At 43.7% G+C, this 17,682-nt stretch carries 20 protein-coding genes; 15 read left to right on the top strand and 5 right to left on the bottom strand.

The window, feature by feature from the left end:
* Positions 1 to 96: 96 nt before the first annotated feature.
* Positions 97 to 498: a hypothetical protein gene (locus tag KQI22_RS11515; RefSeq protein WP_216552484.1), complete on the top strand. Its 402-nt coding sequence runs from the start codon at positions 97 to 99 to the stop codon at positions 496 to 498.
* Between the two features lie 357 nt (positions 499 to 855).
* Here the strand turns inward: KQI22_RS11515 and KQI22_RS11520 are convergent, their stop codons facing one another.
* The 4 genes from KQI22_RS11520 to murC form a co-directional block, all read right to left on the bottom strand.
* Positions 856 to 2,022, bottom strand: a complete 1,167-nt coding sequence (locus KQI22_RS11520) for a ribose-phosphate pyrophosphokinase (RefSeq protein ID WP_253293619.1) — start codon at positions 2,020 to 2,022, stop codon at positions 856 to 858.
* A gap of 30 nt (positions 2,023 to 2,052) precedes the next feature.
* Positions 2,053 to 3,021, bottom strand: coding sequence for an ATP-binding protein (locus tag KQI22_RS11525; protein ID WP_216552488.1), 969 nt, complete (start codon positions 3,019 to 3,021; stop codon positions 2,053 to 2,055).
* Positions 3,021 to 4,073 carry a DnaD domain protein gene (locus KQI22_RS11530; protein ID WP_216552490.1) on the bottom strand — a complete coding sequence of 351 codons (1,053 nt, stop codon included), beginning with the start codon at positions 4,071 to 4,073 and terminating at the stop codon, positions 3,021 to 3,023. Before KQI22_RS11530 ends, KQI22_RS11525 begins: the two co-directional genes overlap by 1 nt.
* A gap of 297 nt (positions 4,074 to 4,370) precedes the next feature.
* Complete coding sequence (gene murC / locus KQI22_RS11535) at positions 4,371 to 5,762, bottom strand: UDP-N-acetylmuramate--L-alanine ligase (protein ID WP_216552491.1); 1,392 nt, start codon at positions 5,760 to 5,762, stop codon at positions 4,371 to 4,373.
* An 80-nt stretch (positions 5,763 to 5,842) separates the two neighbouring features.
* Between murC and KQI22_RS11540 the strand changes: the two genes are divergently transcribed.
* The 6 genes from KQI22_RS11540 (at position 5,843) to KQI22_RS11565 (ending at position 9,640) form a co-directional block, all read left to right on the top strand.
* Entirely contained in the window at positions 5,843 to 5,980 is a 138-nt protein-coding gene (locus KQI22_RS11540) for a hypothetical protein (RefSeq protein ID WP_216552493.1), read from the top strand.
* 146 nt (positions 5,981 to 6,126) lie between these two features.
* Positions 6,127 to 7,401 carry a glucose-1-phosphate adenylyltransferase gene (locus tag KQI22_RS11545; protein ID WP_216552495.1) on the top strand — a complete coding sequence of 425 codons (1,275 nt, stop codon included), beginning with the start codon at positions 6,127 to 6,129 and terminating at the stop codon, positions 7,399 to 7,401.
* Positions 7,398 to 8,516 (top strand): glucose-1-phosphate adenylyltransferase subunit GlgD, encoded by a 1,119-nt coding sequence (glgD, locus tag KQI22_RS11550; RefSeq protein ID WP_216552497.1) that lies wholly within the window; start codon positions 7,398 to 7,400, stop codon positions 8,514 to 8,516. The genes KQI22_RS11545 and glgD overlap by 4 nt, the downstream gene beginning before the upstream one ends.
* A 34-nt stretch (positions 8,517 to 8,550) precedes the next feature.
* Positions 8,551 to 8,823 (top strand): septation regulator SpoVG, encoded by a 273-nt coding sequence (gene spoVG / locus KQI22_RS11555; protein ID WP_216552499.1) that lies wholly within the window; start codon positions 8,551 to 8,553, stop codon positions 8,821 to 8,823.
* 33 nt (positions 8,824 to 8,856) lie between these two features.
* Entirely contained in the window at positions 8,857 to 9,270 is a 414-nt protein-coding gene (locus tag KQI22_RS11560) for a nucleotidyltransferase family protein (RefSeq protein ID WP_330623366.1), read from the top strand.
* Positions 9,263 to 9,640 carry a HEPN domain-containing protein gene (locus tag KQI22_RS11565; RefSeq protein WP_216552501.1) on the top strand — a complete coding sequence of 126 codons (378 nt, stop codon included), beginning with the start codon at positions 9,263 to 9,265 and terminating at the stop codon, positions 9,638 to 9,640. The genes KQI22_RS11560 and KQI22_RS11565 overlap by 8 nt, the downstream gene beginning before the upstream one ends.
* 64 nt (positions 9,641 to 9,704) lie before the next feature.
* Here the strand turns inward: KQI22_RS11565 and KQI22_RS11570 are convergent, their stop codons facing one another.
* A complete protein-coding gene (locus KQI22_RS11570) occupies positions 9,705 to 9,959 on the bottom strand; it encodes a helix-turn-helix domain-containing protein (protein ID WP_216552503.1) in 255 nt (84 codons plus the stop codon).
* A 172-nt stretch (positions 9,960 to 10,131) separates the two neighbouring features.
* On the opposite strand from KQI22_RS11570, the gene KQI22_RS11575 reads away from it, so the two are divergent.
* The 8 genes from KQI22_RS11575 to KQI22_RS11610 all read left to right on the top strand — a co-directional run bounded on the left by KQI22_RS11575 (position 10,132) and on the right by KQI22_RS11610 (position 17,650).
* Positions 10,132 to 10,392 (top strand): hypothetical protein, encoded by a 261-nt coding sequence (locus tag KQI22_RS11575; protein ID WP_216552505.1) that lies wholly within the window; start codon positions 10,132 to 10,134, stop codon positions 10,390 to 10,392.
* A gap of 475 nt (positions 10,393 to 10,867) precedes the next feature.
* Positions 10,868 to 11,137 (top strand): type II toxin-antitoxin system RelB/DinJ family antitoxin, encoded by a 270-nt coding sequence (locus KQI22_RS11580; protein ID WP_216552507.1) that lies wholly within the window; start codon positions 10,868 to 10,870, stop codon positions 11,135 to 11,137.
* Positions 11,137 to 11,418: a type II toxin-antitoxin system YafQ family toxin gene (locus tag KQI22_RS11585; protein WP_216552509.1), complete on the top strand. Its 282-nt coding sequence runs from the start codon at positions 11,137 to 11,139 to the stop codon at positions 11,416 to 11,418. The genes KQI22_RS11580 and KQI22_RS11585 overlap by 1 nt, the downstream gene beginning before the upstream one ends.
* Before the next feature lie 127 nt (positions 11,419 to 11,545).
* Positions 11,546 to 12,121 (top strand): aminoacyl-tRNA hydrolase, encoded by a 576-nt coding sequence (pth, locus tag KQI22_RS11590; RefSeq protein WP_216552511.1) that lies wholly within the window; start codon positions 11,546 to 11,548, stop codon positions 12,119 to 12,121.
* A gap of 21 nt (positions 12,122 to 12,142) precedes the next feature.
* A complete protein-coding gene (gene mfd / locus KQI22_RS11595) occupies positions 12,143 to 15,667 on the top strand; it encodes a transcription-repair coupling factor (RefSeq protein WP_330623367.1) in 3,525 nt (1,174 codons plus the stop codon).
* A 37-nt stretch (positions 15,668 to 15,704) separates the two neighbouring features.
* Positions 15,705 to 16,631, top strand: coding sequence for a putative ABC transporter permease (locus tag KQI22_RS11600; RefSeq protein WP_216552513.1), 927 nt, complete (start codon positions 15,705 to 15,707; stop codon positions 16,629 to 16,631).
* A gap of 121 nt (positions 16,632 to 16,752) precedes the next feature.
* Positions 16,753 to 16,983: a hypothetical protein gene (locus KQI22_RS11605; protein WP_216552515.1), complete on the top strand. Its 231-nt coding sequence runs from the start codon at positions 16,753 to 16,755 to the stop codon at positions 16,981 to 16,983.
* 10 nt (positions 16,984 to 16,993) lie between these two features.
* Entirely contained in the window at positions 16,994 to 17,650 is a 657-nt protein-coding gene (locus KQI22_RS11610) for a GTP pyrophosphokinase (RefSeq protein ID WP_216552517.1), read from the top strand.
* The last annotated feature ends 32 nt before the right edge of the window (positions 17,651 to 17,682 follow it).

Raw genomic sequence — 17,682 nt, forward strand, 5'->3', positions numbered from 1 at the left:
GAAATCATGTAAATTTAATATTTCCTTTATTGAAAAAGGAGTATTGGAAGTATATGATGGAATAAAAAGGAAAAGGTATTTACAGGAGGTAGAAACATGGATTTTTTGAATAAGCTGAGCGCGAAGGCAGGAGAGACTTTCCAGACAATCAAAGAAAGCGATGCCACAAAGAAAGCAAAAAATTACGCTGAGATTCCGGGACTTTCCCTGCAGGTCGGCAAGCAGGAGGGCATTGTAAAAAAAGCATATCAGGAGATCGGAGAAGCCTATTATCTGGCACATAAGGATGATGTGGACAGCATCTACAGCGAGCAGATGCAGACGATCACAGAAGCGCTTGCAAAGATCGAGGAACTGAAAGCAGAGATCGAAGATAAGAAGAAATCTCCGTCAGATGCAGCAAAGAACGTGGCAGAGCCACACGAAGCAGAAGGCGCAGCCGTCGTTCCGTCCACAGTCGTAGAGCCGGAAGCGGCAGAAACTTCAGAAGATATATAGAACAAGTTAGAGATAATCGCATAATAGATCATGTATTGAATTTCCAGTTGTGAATATAGATAGAAGCGATTTATCCATGAAAAATGAAAAACAAAACAGCTCCATAGTATATTAGGATGTGATAGCTGCAAATGCGTATTTCTACTTGGCTAAATGCTGGTGATGAATATGGTGCCACGACACGGATGTCGTGGCAGCGGATCTGAGACAGGATGTCGAATATCCGCGTGCCATATGAATGCCAGCATGTGCCTTAGTAGAAAAGCATGCGCAGCGTGCATCAAAATATACTACGGAGCTGTTTTTTAGTTAGTATTCCATATTATTTATTGCATAATCAAATAGTTAGTTTCAATCTTAATATTCATGCGCCTTATACTTTGCGATCGCAGCCTGGATACGATCACTCGGATTGAGCAGATCACTGATGGAAGCATCATGATTTAATGTATCGATGATGTAAGCAATGTATTTACTCATATCGCAGTTGATGTAGTACGGACGCTCTAAAAGCTCCGGCGTCTGGTATACAAGGTTGGTTGTCAGAACACCTGCGATCAGACCGTCTTCATAAGCAATATCGAATTTGGAAAGTCCGTTTGTGAAAAGACCGAAAGTAGCACAGATGAATACACGTTTTGCTTTGCGGGCTTTCAGCTCTGCTGCAACTTCCAGAACACTTTCACCGGAACTGATCATATCATCGATTACAATCACATCCTTGCCTTCTACGCTGCTTCCCAGGAACTCATGTGCAACGATCGGATTACGGCCGTCCACGATCTGTGTATAATCACGTCTTTTATAGAACATACCCATATCAAGACCAAGTACGTTTGCCATGTAAATAGCACGTCCCATACCACCTTCATCCGGGCTGATGACCATCATATGATCAGAATCGATCGTAAGATCCTTTACGTGCTTCAGTAAGCCCTTGATAAACTGGTAAGTAGGGGAAACGGTTTCAAAGCCGTTCAGCGGGATCGCATTCTGTACACGAGGATCATGTGCATCGAAAGTAATGATATTGTCAACGCCCATGTTGGTAAGCTCCTGCAGAGCCAGTGCACAGTCAAGTGATTCACGTGCTGTTCTCTTATGCTGTCTGCTTTCATACAAAAATGGCATGATAACCGTGATACGACGTGCCTTTCCGCCGACAGCAGCGATGATTCTCTTTAAATCCTGATAGTGGTCATCCGGAGACATATGATTTTCATGTCCGCAGAGAGAATAAGTCAGGCTGTAGTTGGCAACATCAACAAGCAGATACAGGTCGTTGCCTCGAACAGATTCTAAGATAACGCCCTTTGCTTCACCGGATCCAAAACGCGGTACTTTTGCCTGCAGCAGGTAAGAGCTTCTCTGATACCCCTTGAATGCAAGACTGTCCTTGTGTTCATTTTCCCTTTCTGTACGCCAGTCAACCAGATACTGATCGACTTTCTCGCCAAGCTCCTGACAGCCCTTTAAGGCAATGATCCCGAGCGAACCGACGGGAATGGTTTCCAAGTTTCTCATTTCTTCACGTTTTGCCACGATGAAATATCCTCACTTTCTGCCTGATAATTTTTTCTGAATCCGGATATCGGAACCGGTAAATTTAAAAAGCTCATAATTACTGGTAATGCGTGAAAACAGTCTTTCTGAATAATGTTCACTGAGCTCTTCCAGAGAAATATTGCTGGAAATGATCGTGGATCTTCTGCGCAGATGCCTTTCATTTAAGATCGTGAAAAGCTCGGACGCTACAAATCCGTTGGCAAGCTCTGTCCCCAGGTCATCGATGATCAGAAGATCGCATGCGTACAGATCCTGATAGAGCTGTGCGAGGTTCTCCCGATCTTTGGAGCCAAAGGTGTATTCGGAAATTCTATCAAATAAAGAACAGGCACTAAAATAGAGAACACAATAGCCTGCATCCAGTAATTCTTTTGCTATACAACAGGATAAAAATGATTTCCCGGTACCTACTGTACCATAAAAAAGCAGATTGTGGTAGTGGGAACTGAAATCTAATACAAAATTTTTGGCACTTTGCACGGCCTTCTCAAACCGCGCCAGATCTTCCCCCTGATAATATGCGGTGGAAAGATGAGAAAAGTTTTCAGTTTCAAGCAAATGCTCAAGACCGGACTGCTCGTAGAGATAATGGGCTATTTTCTGCTTCATGCAGTGACATTTGCTGTGGTCGGGCAGATAGCCTGTATCCTGGCAATCCGGGCAGTCATAAACCGGCTCCAGATAATCAGCCGGATATCCATGCTCCTGAAGCAGCAGCTGCTTCTGCGCGGAAAGCGAGTGGAGCTGTTTTTTCATATCATCAAGAGCCTGCTTGTCGCCACTGAGGAGCCTGCGCCCCTGCATAATACACAGACTGGAGATCTGCTGTTCCAGCTCCTGATAGGCAGGCAGCTTGGCATAGATCTCTTCCTTACGCTGCAGGAGGATATGACGGTTTTTATTCTGTATTTTTTCGTAGTCGGCGGTGATCGCCTTAAACTGGGAATTTGTGATCATTAATTACTGAGAAGCTCCTTTTCTAAAGCATCATAGTCATATTTGCGCTGTTTAAAATCGTGAAAGCTGCTTGTCTTTGCCGGCGTTGTCTGTTTCTTCTGGGAAAACGCCTTGCTGGCAGCTTCTGCCTCTGCAAGGTTATGTACATTCTGTTTCAACCAGCTTTTCAAAATGCCGTCTGTATATTCCATGCGGTTCTTATCAACAGCAAGAGCTGCTTTCTCGCAGGCTGCAAGGATCATGTCATGTGTAAAACCGTATTCCTTTTCCCAGCGGTTTACAAAATCTGCTTCCTTTGCAGTTGGTGCACTCGTACGGCCGAGTGCGTTCATGACCGTGTAGACGATCTTGTTGTATTTGTAGGACTGCTGCTTTGCCTGCTGGACAGTCGTGATCTTTTCCTCTGACCAGTTGATCGCAACCTTTTCGATATAACGCATTTCCCGATGCCCTTTGCCGACACAGTATTCGATCAGATAATCGATCAGATCGGTTGAAAAATGCAGTTCTTTATATAAGAAGATGATCGTCTTGATGTCGGGAACTGTCAGGACACGTCCCAGATACTGCTCTGCGATAAAGATAATCTGGGAGGCTTCCTCTTCCTGCTGGAAGGAAGCAACCTCGTCAAGACTGTAAGAAGGCTTACTCTTTGCCTGCTGTACTTCCGGGGCAGGAGCTTTTTTGACTGCCTTAGGCTGTTGTGGAACTTTGGGATAAGCTTCCTTTTGACTGACAGGAGCAGCGGGCGTAGAAGAAGCACCGGACTGCATATGCAGTGCAAGGATCTCTCCGTTTTCATCATATTCGATCCGTACCAGATTTTTCTTTTCCCAATAGGAAAGTGCACGGACGACGTCCTTTTCCGTATGATTAAATTTGTCTGCGATATCGGAGATGCTCGTAGGCAGATTGGCATGCATCATACGCAGCAGATAAAGATAGACCTTGATCTGCGCATCATTGGCATTTTCCATATATTCATCAATAAACTGATTGGATACGATCGTTGCATCGCTATAATCATCTCTGTATATCGTAAGACGACTCATTTTCATTCACCTGACCTTGTTTTAATAGCAAATGAAATTATAGCACAGACATTTTTAAAATGAAATAGCCATTTTTCTGCAAACCCTTGTAAATGCTGGGTTTGCGGGAAATGTGGACAATGTGGATAAAGTGGATAAGTTGCCTGGCCGCGTGCTTGTTAAAACCGGAAAAGGTGTGATAGATTGTCGCTTTTTGACGCAGACAGCGGGGGCTGCCATATATAGGTTATGTAAACAAAATTATCCACATCTTTTTCTGTGAATTACACACCAAAAAATGTGGATAATGTGGATAAGTTATTTGCCAAGCAGGTTTTCGCCGATTTTATAGACGTCTCCGGCGCCCATAGTTATCAACAGATCATTCGGCTCACAATTTTCTAATAAAAAGTTTTCAATCTGGTCAAAAGACGGGAAATACTCACATGGTGTTCCCAGTTTTTCAATCTCAGCCTGTAAGGTACGGGAGCTGATGCCGAGCGTATCGGTTTCTCTTGCGGCGTAAATATCAGCCAGTACAACGTGGTCTGCGAGGGAAAGTGCCTTTGCAAATTCCGGCAGAAGTGCCTTGGTACGTGTGTACGTATGCGGCTGGAATACGCACCAGAGCTTTTTGTGCGGATAATTTTGCGCTGTTTTTAAAGTTGCGGTTATTTCTGTCGGGTGATGCGCATAATCATCTATTATAGTTGTCTCAAGAAGCTTGCCCTTATACTGGAACCGCCTGTCTGTACCGCTGAAGCTCTTCAGTGCCTCACAGATCGCTTCTGGTTCTCCGCCGAGCAGCAGATAAGCGATGGCGACCGCTGCCATGGAATTGGAAATATTGTGACGGCCCGTTACACCGAGAGAAACAGGGAAAACCGTTTCACCGCCATCTTTCTTTAAATGGATGCGGTAAGAGCCGCGTGCCATGGCATCGAAAGTGATGTCAGTTGCATAAACATCAAAATCTTCTGAAAAACCGTATGTGATCACACGACAGGGAAGATCGTGCGTGATCTCGGATACATTTTCGATTTCACCGTTGATGACAAGTGTTCCGTCAGTGGGGAGCAGGCATGCAAATTTGCGGAAAGAATTGCGGATGTCCTGCAGATCCTTGAAAAAGTCCAGATGATCGGCGTCGATGTTCAAAATTGCACTGATCTTCGGGAAAAAGCTTAAAAAGCTGTTTGTGTATTCACAGGCTTCTGCAACAAAAAGCTCAGAACTTCCGATTCTGATATTACCGCCGATATCTTTTAAAATACCACCGATCGATAAAGTAGGATCCGTATCCATTGCCAGCAGGATTTCGGACAACATGGATGTGGTCGTTGTCTTGCCGTGCGTTCCGCTGATGGCGATCGGGGTCTGATAATTCTGCATGATCTCACCGAGCAGGACGGCTCTTGTCATACAGGGGATATTCTTTTTTTCTGCTTCCATAAGCTCGGGATTATCCGGGTGGATCGCCGCCGTATAAACAACGAGCTGGATATCATCCGTGATGTTGGAAGCACGCTGCCCGTATTTTACGACAGCCCCCTTTTGGATCAGATGTTTTGTCAGATCACTTTCCTTGGCGTCGGAACCGCTGATGCGGAAACCGCGGTCCAATAAGATTTCAGCAAGACCGCTCATGCTGATGCCGCCGATCCCGATAAAATGGATGGCAATTGGTTTATTAAAATCGATTTGATACATAATGACACTTCCTATTAAAATATGATTGATTGGATCAAAACCATTATACTCTAAAGAACATCATATGTACAAGAGAGGGAATGGAAAAATACAGATGCATTTTAGACAAAATTTACAAAAAAATAGTTACAGATATCTTTTGGAAAAATATAGAAAAGAAAATTTACACAAAAAGCAGAAAAATAAAGGCAAATTATTTAGCTTTTTATACAAAATAAACTGAAAAAAGACGGATTTTATTTGTAAAAAACATTCACTTTATCAATATTATATGCTATAATCAAAATATCGATGAAACTGAAATGATAGATTTCGGAAAATATTGTGTAAAAAAATCGATATTACACAAGTAAGGGGTGACAGTATGATCAAAAAAGAGATGATCGCCATGCTTTTAGCAGGAGGTCAGGGCAGCAGACTTGGTGTATTAACTGCGAAGGTTGCGAAACCAGCAGTAGCGTTCGGGGGAAAATACAGAATCATTGACTTTCCACTTAGTAACTGCATTAATTCGGGAGTTGATACAGTAGGTGTTTTAACACAGTATCAGCCGCTTCGGTTGAATACACACATTGGCATTGGTATTCCGTGGGATCTGGATCGTAATATCGGCGGTGTTTCCGTACTTCCGCCATATGAGAAGAGCACAGATACGGAATGGTACACAGGAACAGCAAATGCCATCTATCAGAATATTGAGTATATGGACAGCTATAATCCGGATTATGTATTGATCCTTTCCGGAGATCATATTTATAAAATGGATTATGAAGTAATGCTGGATTATCATAAGGCAAAAGGTGCAGAGGTTACACTGGCTGCAATGCCTGTACCGCTTGAGGAGGCCAAGAGATTTGGTATCCTGATCACAGACGAGGATCGCAAGATCAGCGAATTTGAAGAAAAACCTGCAAACCCACGAAGCAATCTGGCAAGTATGGGTATTTACATATTCAACTGGAAGACATTAAAGGAAGCACTGATTGCAAATGCATCCCAGCCTGCACTCGACTTTGGTAAACATGTCATTCCGTATTGCCATTCCAATGGCGCTCCGTGCTACGCATACGAGTTCAACGGCTACTGGAAAGATGTAGGAACATTGAATTCCTACTGGGAAGCAAATATGGAGCTGATCGATATCGTTCCGGAGTTCAACCTGTATGAAGAATACTGGAAGATCTATACAAAGAGCGACATCCTTCCACCACAGTACATCTCATCTGACAGCGAGATCGAGAAATGTATCATCGGTGAAGGCTCCCAGATCTACGGTAAAGTTTACAATTCCGTTATCGGCTGCGGCGTAACGATCGGTGCAGATACGGTTGTACGGGATTCTATCATTATGAATGAGACGCAGATCGGTAAAGGCTGTGAGCTGAATAAAGCGATCGTAGCGGAAAATGTTGAGATCGGTGACTATGTCAAACTGGGCATCGGCGAAGAAGTAGACAACGAAACAGATCCGCATATTTATAATCATGGACTTGTCACAATAGGAGAAAAATCCGTGATTCCTTCCAAGGTAACGGTAGGTAAGAACTCTGTAGTATCCGGTATCACAACAGTCGAGGACTATACAGATTACTATCTTGGAAGCGGCAAAACTTTGATTAAGGCAGGTGACAGGTCATGAGAGCAATAGGAATTATCTTAGCAGGTGGAAACAATCACAGAATGAAAGAACTGTCGCAGAAACGTGCGATCGCTGCAATGCCTGTAGCGGGCAGTTACCGCAGCATCGATTTTGCCCTGAGCAATATGACAAATTCACGTATCCAGCGTGTGGCAGTATTTACACAGTATAATGCAAAGAGCCTGAATGAGCATCTGAGCTCTTCCAAATGGTGGGATTTCGGTAGAAAACAGGGAGGTCTTTCCGTTTTCACACCTACCGTTACAAGTGAGAACAGCTCCTGGTACCGCGGAACAGCAGATGCGATCTATCAGAATCTGGATTTCCTGAAAGAAAGTCATGAGCCATATGTTGTGATCGCTTCCGGCGACTGCGTTTACAAAATGGACTACAATAAGGTGCTTGAATATCATATCGCAAAGAAAGCTGATATCACGGTAGTATGCAAAGACATGCCTGCAGGCGAGAATGTAGACCGTTACGGTATTTTAAAGATGAATGAAGAAAGCCGTATCGAAGAATTTGAAGAAAAACCGATCGTAGCAAATTCCAATACGATCTCCTGCGGTATTTACGTGATCCGCCGCCGCCAGCTCATTGAGCTGATCGAGAAGGCTGCTGAAGAAGGACAGTATGATTTCGTAAAGGATATTCTGATCCGTTACAAGAATCTGAAGAGAATCTACGGCTATAAGATTCAGGATTACTGGAAGAACATTGCAACAGTTGATGATTACTTCAATGCCAATATGGATTTCCTGAAGCCGGATGTCAGAGATTACTTCTTCCGTCAGTATCCGGATATCTACTCCAAAGTAGATGATCTTCCGCCTGCAAAATATAATGTAGGTGCAAAGATCAAGAACAGCCTGATCTCCAGCGGAAGTATCATCAATGGTACGGTAGAGAATTCTATCATCTTTAAGAAGGTATTTGTTGGAAGTAATTGTACCATTAAGAATTCCATCATCCTGAACGATGTTTATATCGGTGACAACACTTACATTGAGAATTGTATCGTGGAAAGCCATGATACGATCCATGCAAATTCTTACCACAAAGGGGAAGATGATATCAAGATTGTCATTGAGAAAAACGACCGCTATGTCATGTAGTTTATGCTAAAATTCGATAAAGGGGGAATTTAAGATGAACATTACAGACGTTCGTGTACGCAAGATCGCGAAAGAAGGAAAGATGAAGGCAGTTGTTTCCATCACACTGGATGACGTGTTTGTCGTACATGATATTAAAGTAATAGAAGGTGAAAAGGGAATGTTTATCGCGATGCCAAGCAAGAAAGCATCCGATGGCGAATATCGTGACATTGCCCATCCGATCAACTCCGAGACAAGAGACCATATGCAGAAAGTTATTCTTGAGGCATACGAAAAATCACTGTCAGAGCCGGAAATGGAATAAAAGAAGCAAAGAGCCCAAGGTTTGTGTAAAACCTTGGGCTTTTTTAACGGAGGGGAGCATGGTATAATAAACTCACAATGGGAAAATAAGCGCAGGGAGGAGATATATATGTGTACGAGCAGACAACTATATAGCATAACCCATGACATGGTACAGGAATATCGCAGAGTTTATGGCAGTGCGGTTGAAAAAATACTTTTATATGGATCCTATGCACGAAACGAACAGGATAATGAATCAGACGTGGATATCGTTGCAATCGTACATGGGGAACGAAATGACCTGCAGGAATTGTTGAAACAGGTATGGGATTATTCGACTGATATTGGAATGGAGAATGATGTAGTGATTTCGCCATCAGTGATACCATACAGCGAATATGAAAAATACAAGAGAATTCTCCCTTACTATATGAATATAGAAAAGGAGGGGAAGAAAATTGGATGATTTAGTTCAATACAGATTAAGTAGTGCGAAAGAGCGTTTGGAGTCTGCAAGACTGCTTCTTGAAGCCGGACAATATAAAGATTCTATTGGAAGATCCTACTATGCTATATTTACAGCGGTAAGAGCAGTGCTGGCAAGAGATCAGGTTGATTTTTCAAAACATGCTGGAGTGATAGCGTATTTTCAGAGAGAATATATAAAAGCGGCAATATTTGATATAAAATATTCCAAAATTTTGCAACGGGCATTTCAGATAAGAAATAACTGTGATTATGATGACTTTTTCATTGTCTCTAAAGAGGATGCAACGGAGCAGTATAAAAATGCTGTGGATATGGTTCAGGCGATTGAAACATATATAAAACAATAGGTAGCAAAACAAAATAGCCAGATCCGGCTTTGCCGGGACTGGCTATTTATATGAATTATAATTTTTAATCTTCATTCTCATCTTCATCCAGATCATATTCGTTCAGTTCCGGATAATCCAGAAACTCACAGAGCGTCATACCGAATGCGATTGCTATTTTATGCAATGTATAAATTTTAGGATTCTTACTTGTTCCACGTATAATGTTATCGATTGTAGACTGCTTTAAGCCTGCCAGTGTAGCGAGATGATTGATCGTAATGCCTCGCTTTTTACATAATTGTTTGATACGCAGAGCCAGGATATCAGAGTATGTCATTTTCTACCTGCTATTTTCTATATTACCTTTGTGAGGTTAAGAACATCATAACAGGGATACCACTCAAATTACCTATGCATAGTTGATATTGCCGAAAAAAGAGGATATTCTTAACATAAGTTACCTACACAAAGGTAATTACAAACAACAAAACGAAATAGGAGGAACAAAAATGAAAAAGAGGGAGATAACCAAGATTGTACATTCTCTGATGGTAGCAGGTCTGGCAGCTTGCCTGCTTGCAGGTTGTGGAAATGCAAAAACAGAAAGCAGTTCAGATGCAGCAGTGGGAGAAACAACCGATGCAGAAACTGTGACTGAAACGGAGGTAGCAGAAAACGAAGCATCAGAAGAACAGAGTGACGCAAGCGCAGAAGTAGAAACAGATGAAGATTTATCAGCCGAAACAACAGATTCATCTGACGCCGGCTGATGTATATCTTAACTCGCCAACAGGAGAGTGATTATTGCAGATGATTTGTTTAGATAATCGTATTGAATATATAAGATTGATGGATCAATTTATACCAGACAAAAATAAAACAAAGCCAAGTAAAACCATAAAGCGGCAGGAATATAAATACAGACTTGCGAATCAATCAGGGGCTTAGATGTTCTTAGTGTTTTATCAATATCATAGCAATGCCCGTACAAGGATGTACGGGCAAGATGCATTTGAGCCCGGATGGCGAATATGCATCGGTTGCGTATAGTTAAGATACTGAACGGAAAACACTTAGAACATCTTAGCTTCTGATTATCTGAGCAAGGAAGTATTTATATTTCTGCATTTTTATATTAAACAAATTTGATATACAATGTAAACCAAATAATTGACATTTGAAATACTTCTGCATATAATAATACAAAACAATAAATACTTATTATATAGAAAAGGAGGCATTGATATGGCTACAGTACCTACACAAATTAGAATAGATGAAAATTTAAAAAAACAGGCAACAGAACTCTTCTCTCAATTAGGTATGGACATGTCCAGTGCAATGAATATATTTCTCAGACAGTGCGTTATGAGAGGCGGACTGCCTTTTGAAGTAACACTTCCTAAATATAAACAGGATGTTCTGGATGCAATGGAAGAAGCAAAGAAACTTAGTAAAGACCCAAATACCAAACGATACGCCAGCTTTTCTGAGGCGATGGAGGACATTGATTGATGCCATATGAATTAATATTGACCGGCAAATTTAAGAAGAGTCTTAAACTTGCCAGAAAAAGAGGACTTGATATTTCTCTGCTGGAAGATATAGTTACAAAACTTCAAAATAATATCATCTTAGAAGAAAAATACAGAGATCATGAGTTAAAAGGTACTTACCAAGGATTTCGTGAGTGCCATATCCAACCGGACTGGTTGTTGATATATCTAAAAGAAGATCATATATTGACATTAACATTAGTTGACACAGGAACGCACGCAGATTTATTCAATATGTAAGCACATTTCCCTTCCCTGAACCCCCTCCTATTGAATTTCCCCTCAAAATCAAGTACACTATGATTTACGAATCAATCTACTCACCGGAAACAAACTTCGGCTTAGTCATAAAAGAAAGGACATCCATATGTATATCATAGTCGGACTCGGAAACCCTACAAAAGAATATATGCACACCAGACATAACGTCGGTTTTGACACCATAGATGCCATTGCGGAAAAATACCGGATCTCCGTTGCGGAAAAGAAACACAAGGCACTGATCGGAAAAGGCTATATAGAAGGACAGAAAGTGATCCTCGCAAAGCCACAGACCTACATGAATTTAAGTGGTGAAAGCGTGCGGGAGCTCATAGATTACTATAAGGTAGACGAAACACAGGAGCTGATCGTGATCTACGACGATATTTCTCTGCCGCCCGGGCAACTGCGGATCCGCAAGAAAGGCAGCGCAGGCGGACATAACGGAATCAAGAATATCATCGCACATTTGGGACATGATACCTTTATGCGGATCAAGGTAGGCGTTGGAGAAAAGCCACAGGGCTATGATCTGGCTGCTTACGTGCTGGGACATTTTGATAAAAAAGATCAGGAAGTCATGCAGCAGGCATTTGCGGATGCAGCGGATGCGGTCGTGATGATGATGAATGATTCGGCAGATGCTGCAATGAACCATTTTAACGGTAAAAAGCAGGGATAGCTTGCATTTGAGGGTAATAAAGTGAAAGCATTTACAGAATATTTGAAGGAATTATCCTTTTATGAGGATGCCAGACGTGCACTCATGGCGCAGAAAACAGTCCTGATCTCAGGCTGCGCAGATGCACAGAAGGCGCAGATGCTTTGCGGGCAGGGAGAGGATTATCCGTACAAACTGGTCCTGACCTTCAGTGATGTCAAGGCAAAAGAATTATATGAGGATTATTCCTTTTTTGATAAAAATACCATATTGTTTCCTGCCAAGGATTACATTTTCTTTCAGGCGGATATCCACGGACAGGAGATGACAAAGGAGCGGATCTGCTGCTATCGCCGGATTCTGGAGAAGGAACCGCTGACGATCGTAACGACAGTGGATGCGCTTCTTGCGCCCTGTCTGCCACTGCAGATGCTGGAGGAAAACTGTATCACGATCTCTGCGGAAAGCATCGTAGAGGAAGAAGCAGTTGCGATGAAGCTCGTAAAGATGGGCTACGAAAAGACCTATCAGGTAGAAGAGCCGGGGCAGTTTTCCATTCGCGGCGGCATTATCGACATTTACGACCTGACAGAAGAAAACCCATATCGTATCGAACTCTGGGGCGATGAAGTAGAGTCGATCCGCCGGTTTGATGTACTCAGCCAGCGTTCCGTGGAAGCACTGAAGACAGTGACGATCTATCCGGCGACGGAAATGATCCTGACAAAGCAGCAGAAGCTGGATGGACTGAAAGCAATCGAAGCAGAGGCAAAACAGGCAGCGGAAGCATTGAAAAAGGAAAACAAGCTGGAAGAAGCACATCGTGTGAAGGTGCAGACCGAGCAGCTTAGAGAGCAGATGGAAGAATTTGGCGTGATGGCAAATCTGGACAGCTATATGAAATATTTCTGTCCGCAGCTTGTCAGCTTCCTTTCACTGTTCCCGCAGGACGAATTGCTGGTTACCTTGGATGAACCGCTGCATGGGAAAGAACATCTGAATGCAGTGGAACTGGAATTTCGGGAAAGCATGGAGCACCGGCTGGAGAAGGGCTATGCACTGCCCGGGCAGGCAGCGCTTCTGTATACTGCCGATCAGGTCTGGGCAATGCTAAACGGACAGCGGCTTCTGCTGTTGTCTGTATTGGACAGCAATCTTCCGTTTTTAAAGGTGGAGGAGCGGTACTATGCAGATGCCAGGGCGGTCAATTCGTTCCAGAACAGTTTTGAGATCCTGTTGGAGAATTTAAGGCGTTATCATAAAAACGGTTATCGCGTGATCCTGCTGTCGCCCTCACGGACAAGAGCAAAACGACTGGCAGAGGATATCTGTGCCAATGAGCTGACTGCTTTTTACAGCGAAGATACGGAGCGTGTGCTTCAGAACGGGGAGATCATGGTCATGCATGGGCAGATCAGCAAGGGCTTTGAGTACCCTTCCCTGCGTCTTGCCGTGATCACGGAAAGCGATATTTTCGGCAAACACGCCAAGAAACGGAAAAAGAAGCGTTACGAAGGACAGAAGATCCATGATTTCACGGAGCTGAAGGTTGGCGATTATGTTGTACATGAAACGCATGGTCTGGGCATTTATCGCGGTATCGAAAAGGTATGCGTAGACAAGGTCATGAAAGATTACATGAAGATCGAATACCGTGATGGAGGAACTCTTTATGTACTGGCAACGGGCTTTGATGCGGTCATGAAATATGCTTCCGCGGAAAGCAAAGCACCGAAGCTGAATAAGCTGGGCACGCAGGAATGGACAAAAACAAAATCCAAGGTAAAGGGCGCAGTCAATGAGGTTGCCAAGGATCTGGTAAAGCTGTATGCAGCAAGAGAGCACGGAAAGGGCTATCAATATGGAAAAGATACCGTATGGCAGCGCGAGTTTGAAGAGATGTTCCCATATGAGGAAACACAGGATCAGCTTCTGGCGATCGATGCGACAAAGGCGGATATGGAGAGCAGCCGCATTATGGACCGCCTGATCTGTGGGGATGTCGGATATGGCAAAACAGAAGTGGCGATCCGTGCAGCGTTTAAGGCAGTACAGGAAGGGAAACAGGTTGTATTTCTGGTTCCGACGACCATTCTTGCCAAGCAGCATTACGATAACTTTGTGCAGCGTATGAAGGATTTTCCGGTCACGATCGAGATGATGTCACGTTTCCGGACGGCGGCGCAGCAGAAAAAGACGATCGAAGGCCTGAAAAAGGGACTGGTGGATATTGTGATCGGAACGCACCGTGTTCTGTCAAAGGACGTGGCGTTTAAGGATCTGGGGCTTCTGATCATCGATGAGGAACAGCGTTTTGGTGTTACTCACAAAGAAAAGATCAAACAGCTCAAGGAAAATGTAGATGTTCTGACGCTGACAGCAACCCCGATCCCACGTACACTTCATATGAGTCTTGTGGGAATCCGGGATATGAGTGTTCTGGAAGAAGCACCGAATGACCGTATGCCCATCCAGACTTTTGTTATGGAATATAATGAAGAAATTGTGCGGGAAGCGATCGGACGTGAGCTTGCCAGAGGCGGACAGGTCTACTATGTGTACAACCGTGTCAACACGATCGCGGAAATGGCGGCTTTTATCCAGAATCTGGTACCGGAGGCGAATGTGGCATTTGCCCACGGGCAGATGAAGGAAAGCGAGCTGGAGCGGATCATGTATGATTTTGTCAGCGGTGAGATCGATGTGCTTGTTTCCACAACGATCATCGAAACGGGACTGGATATCCCCAATGTCAATACAATGATCATTCACGATTCGGATAATATGGGACTTTCCCAGTTGTATCAGTTAAGAGGCCGTGTCGGCAGATCAAACCGGACGGCGTATGCATTCCTGATGTATAAACGGGATAAAGTGCTCAAAGAAGTAGCAGAAAAGCGCCTGCAGGCGATCAAGGAATTTACGGAGCTTGGCAGCGGCTTTAAGATCGCGATGAAAGATCTGGAGATCCGCGGCGCGGGAAATCTTCTGGGCAGAGTACAGCATGGACATATGGAAGCGGTCGGATACGATCTGTATTGTAAGATGTTAAATGAAGCGGTAAAATCAATGAAAGGCCAGAAGCAGATCGTTGATTTTGTCACGACGATCGATCTGGATGTGGATGCTTTCATTCCGGAAAGCTATATTGTCAATGAATACCAGAAATTGGATATTTACAAACGGATCGCTGCGATCGAAAGCAGGGACGAAGCGGAAGATATGCGCGGCGAGCTGATGGATCGTTTCGGACAGATCCCAAAGAGTGTGGAAAATCTTCTCCGCGTATCACTGATCCGTATGTATGCGCATGATCTGTATATCACGGAGATCCGGGGCAAGAAAGAAGGAATCACGTTCCTGATGGATCCGGGCGCAAAGATCCGTGTGGAAAATATAGAAGTGGTGCTTGCCAATTATGGCGGGAAACTGACCTTTGCGGTAAAGGGAACACCAACCTTCTTCTACCGCCTGTCACCGACAGGTGTGGTGCAGAAGGATGAAGAGCAGATGCTTTCTGCGGCAGAGGATGTGATCCGGCAGATGCGTGCAAGACTTCTATTATAATATGTAACAACAGAAATGGTGAAAAGGAGGAAATGATATGTATACCTATAACCTGACACAGTGGCTGGCATTTTTTATCATCTATTGTTTTATTGGCTGGTGCTGGGAATCATCCTATGTATCCGTGAAAAAAAGAAAGTGGGTCAACAGAGGATTTATGCACGGACCGATGCTTCCGATCTACGGAAGTGGTGCGGTGCTGATCCTGTTTGTATCGCTTCCGTTTAAGGCACATCCGGTTGCGGTTTATTTTGCAGGCATGATCGCAGCGACGATCCTGGAATATATTACAGGTGTCTTGATGGAATCTCTGTTTAAGGTGCGTTACTGGGATTATTCCAATCAGAAATTTAATATTCAGGGACACATCTGCCTGTCTTCATCTCTGGCATGGGGCTTTTTCAGTATTGCCATGGTTTACTGGGTACATAAGCCGTTTGAAAAATTTGTATTATCCATTCCGGAGGTAGTTCTTTCTCCGATCGTGCATGTGATCATGATGGTGGCGGCAGCAGACTTTGCACTCAGCTTCAAGACAGCTATCGAACTGCGTGATGTACTTATTAAGGTAGAGGCGGCAAAGAAGGAACTGAAGCTTTTGCAGAAGCGCCTTGAGGTTGTGGAAGCTGTGATTGCGGATGAAGCACAGCAGCGGATCGAACAGGCACAGCAGCAGAAGGAAGAGATCAAGGCAAGAATTGCGGATGAGACACAGCTGAAGAAAGAGCAGGCTCTTGTGCAGAGAGAAGAGATCCGGGAAAGAATCGAAGAAATTATGCAGAAAGGAAAAGACAGATCTTATCTTACGAAGGATAAGCTGCAGCTCCTGCGTCGTAACCCGGGCGCAACTTCCGGAAAATACAAGCTGGCTTTTGCGGAATTCCGCAATGAGACCTGGCCGGAGTTTAAGGCTGAAGTAAAGGAGAAGATCAAAGAGAAGCTCGAAGAGCGTGAAGAAAAATAATTTACATTCATTTTACAATAATTTTTCCCATGTGTGATAGAAGGGAAACGCTGCTTATCAGATGATAGTCATGTAATAGAAGTTGTAATGAGAGACGGATATCTGACGGAGGTAAGCAGACATGGGAAAAATACAGGAATGGTTAAAACAGACAAGGCAGAATGGAGAAGACCCGCTGATCAAGATTATCTGGATCTGGGGGATGATTCTTGTGTTCTGCTTTGTTTATTTTATATGGAATACTTTCTTATATGGGGGCATAGAATTATTAGTGAGCCCGGAGACAGCAGCATCGGTCGTGGCGATCGTGGCAGGGCTTATTTTCGTGATATGGTATATGAGAAAGGAATAAGCAGAGAAGTATGGGTAAAAGCAAAAATGCGAAACAAAACAGGGAGGGGCTTGCAGAACTGACAAAAGCATTCGCAGAGCCGGAATACATAAGAAAGCAATCGTATGCGATCGCTACGGTAGAAAGTCTGATCAGACAATATGAACAACAGAAGGGCACGAAGCATAAGGTGATCAATTCCGTATCGGAACGGATCAAAACGGCGGCGAGTGCTGCGGAAAAGCTGGAACGGAAGGGATATGAAATTTCATATGAACAGGCAGTGCAAAGGCTGAACGATCTGGCAGGTGTCCGGATCGTTTGTTCTTTCCGGGACGAAGTATATCAGGTAGCAAAATATCTGATAGAACATCCACAGCTTACGATCATCAAAACAAAGGACTACATCAAAAAGCCGAAGGCAAGCGGTTATCAGAGCGTGCATCTGATCGTCAGTATGCCATATCCGTATGGTGAAGAGGGCGAAACGGTGCGGGCGGAAATACAGATCAGGACTGTGGCAATGAATTATTGGGCAAAGCTCGATCATCAGCTCTGTTACAAGCAGGAAAAGAGTACGCCGCAGGAGACGGAGCAGGTACGCAAGGAACTGCTTTCCTATGCGCAGGAGATTGCAAAGATTGATAAAAAGATGCTGGCACTCCGCAAAAAAATAGAAGCAATGTGAGAAAACAGACAATAGATCATTTTACATGAAAC

This window comes from Kineothrix sp. MSJ-39, from assembly GCF_018917935.1.
GTDB lineage: Bacteria > Bacillota > Clostridia > Lachnospirales > Lachnospiraceae > CAG-194.

Coding starts and splice junctions, on each gene's coding strand:
- KQI22_RS11520 (WP_253293619.1), bottom strand. CDS start 2,022: ATGAGAAACTTGGAAACCATTCCCGTCGGTTCGCTCGGGATCATTGCC.
- KQI22_RS11570 (WP_216552503.1), bottom strand. CDS start 9,959: ATGACATACTCTGATATCCTGGCTCTGCGTATCAAACAATTATGTAAA.
- KQI22_RS11530 (WP_216552490.1), bottom strand. CDS start 4,073: ATGAGTCGTCTTACGATATACAGAGATGATTATAGCGATGCAACGATC.
- KQI22_RS11540 (WP_216552493.1), top strand. CDS start 5,843: ATGGAAAAATACAGATGCATTTTAGACAAAATTTACAAAAAAATAGTT.
- KQI22_RS11575 (WP_216552505.1), top strand. CDS start 10,132: ATGAAAAAGAGGGAGATAACCAAGATTGTACATTCTCTGATGGTAGCA.
- KQI22_RS11585 (WP_216552509.1), top strand. CDS start 11,137: ATGCCATATGAATTAATATTGACCGGCAAATTTAAGAAGAGTCTTAAA.
- KQI22_RS11580 (WP_216552507.1), top strand. CDS start 10,868: ATGGCTACAGTACCTACACAAATTAGAATAGATGAAAATTTAAAAAAA.
- pth (WP_216552511.1), top strand. CDS start 11,546: ATGTATATCATAGTCGGACTCGGAAACCCTACAAAAGAATATATGCAC.
- KQI22_RS11600 (WP_216552513.1), top strand. CDS start 15,705: ATGTATACCTATAACCTGACACAGTGGCTGGCATTTTTTATCATCTAT.
- KQI22_RS11515 (WP_216552484.1), top strand. CDS start 97: ATGGATTTTTTGAATAAGCTGAGCGCGAAGGCAGGAGAGACTTTCCAG.
- KQI22_RS11610 (WP_216552517.1), top strand. CDS start 16,994: ATGGGTAAAAGCAAAAATGCGAAACAAAACAGGGAGGGGCTTGCAGAA.
- murC (WP_216552491.1), bottom strand. CDS start 5,762: ATGTATCAAATCGATTTTAATAAACCAATTGCCATCCATTTTATCGGG.
- glgD (WP_216552497.1), top strand. CDS start 7,398: ATGAGAGCAATAGGAATTATCTTAGCAGGTGGAAACAATCACAGAATG.
- KQI22_RS11545 (WP_216552495.1), top strand. CDS start 6,127: ATGATCAAAAAAGAGATGATCGCCATGCTTTTAGCAGGAGGTCAGGGC.
- spoVG (WP_216552499.1), top strand. CDS start 8,551: ATGAACATTACAGACGTTCGTGTACGCAAGATCGCGAAAGAAGGAAAG.
- KQI22_RS11525 (WP_216552488.1), bottom strand. CDS start 3,021: ATGATCACAAATTCCCAGTTTAAGGCGATCACCGCCGACTACGAAAAA.
- KQI22_RS11605 (WP_216552515.1), top strand. CDS start 16,753: ATGGGAAAAATACAGGAATGGTTAAAACAGACAAGGCAGAATGGAGAA.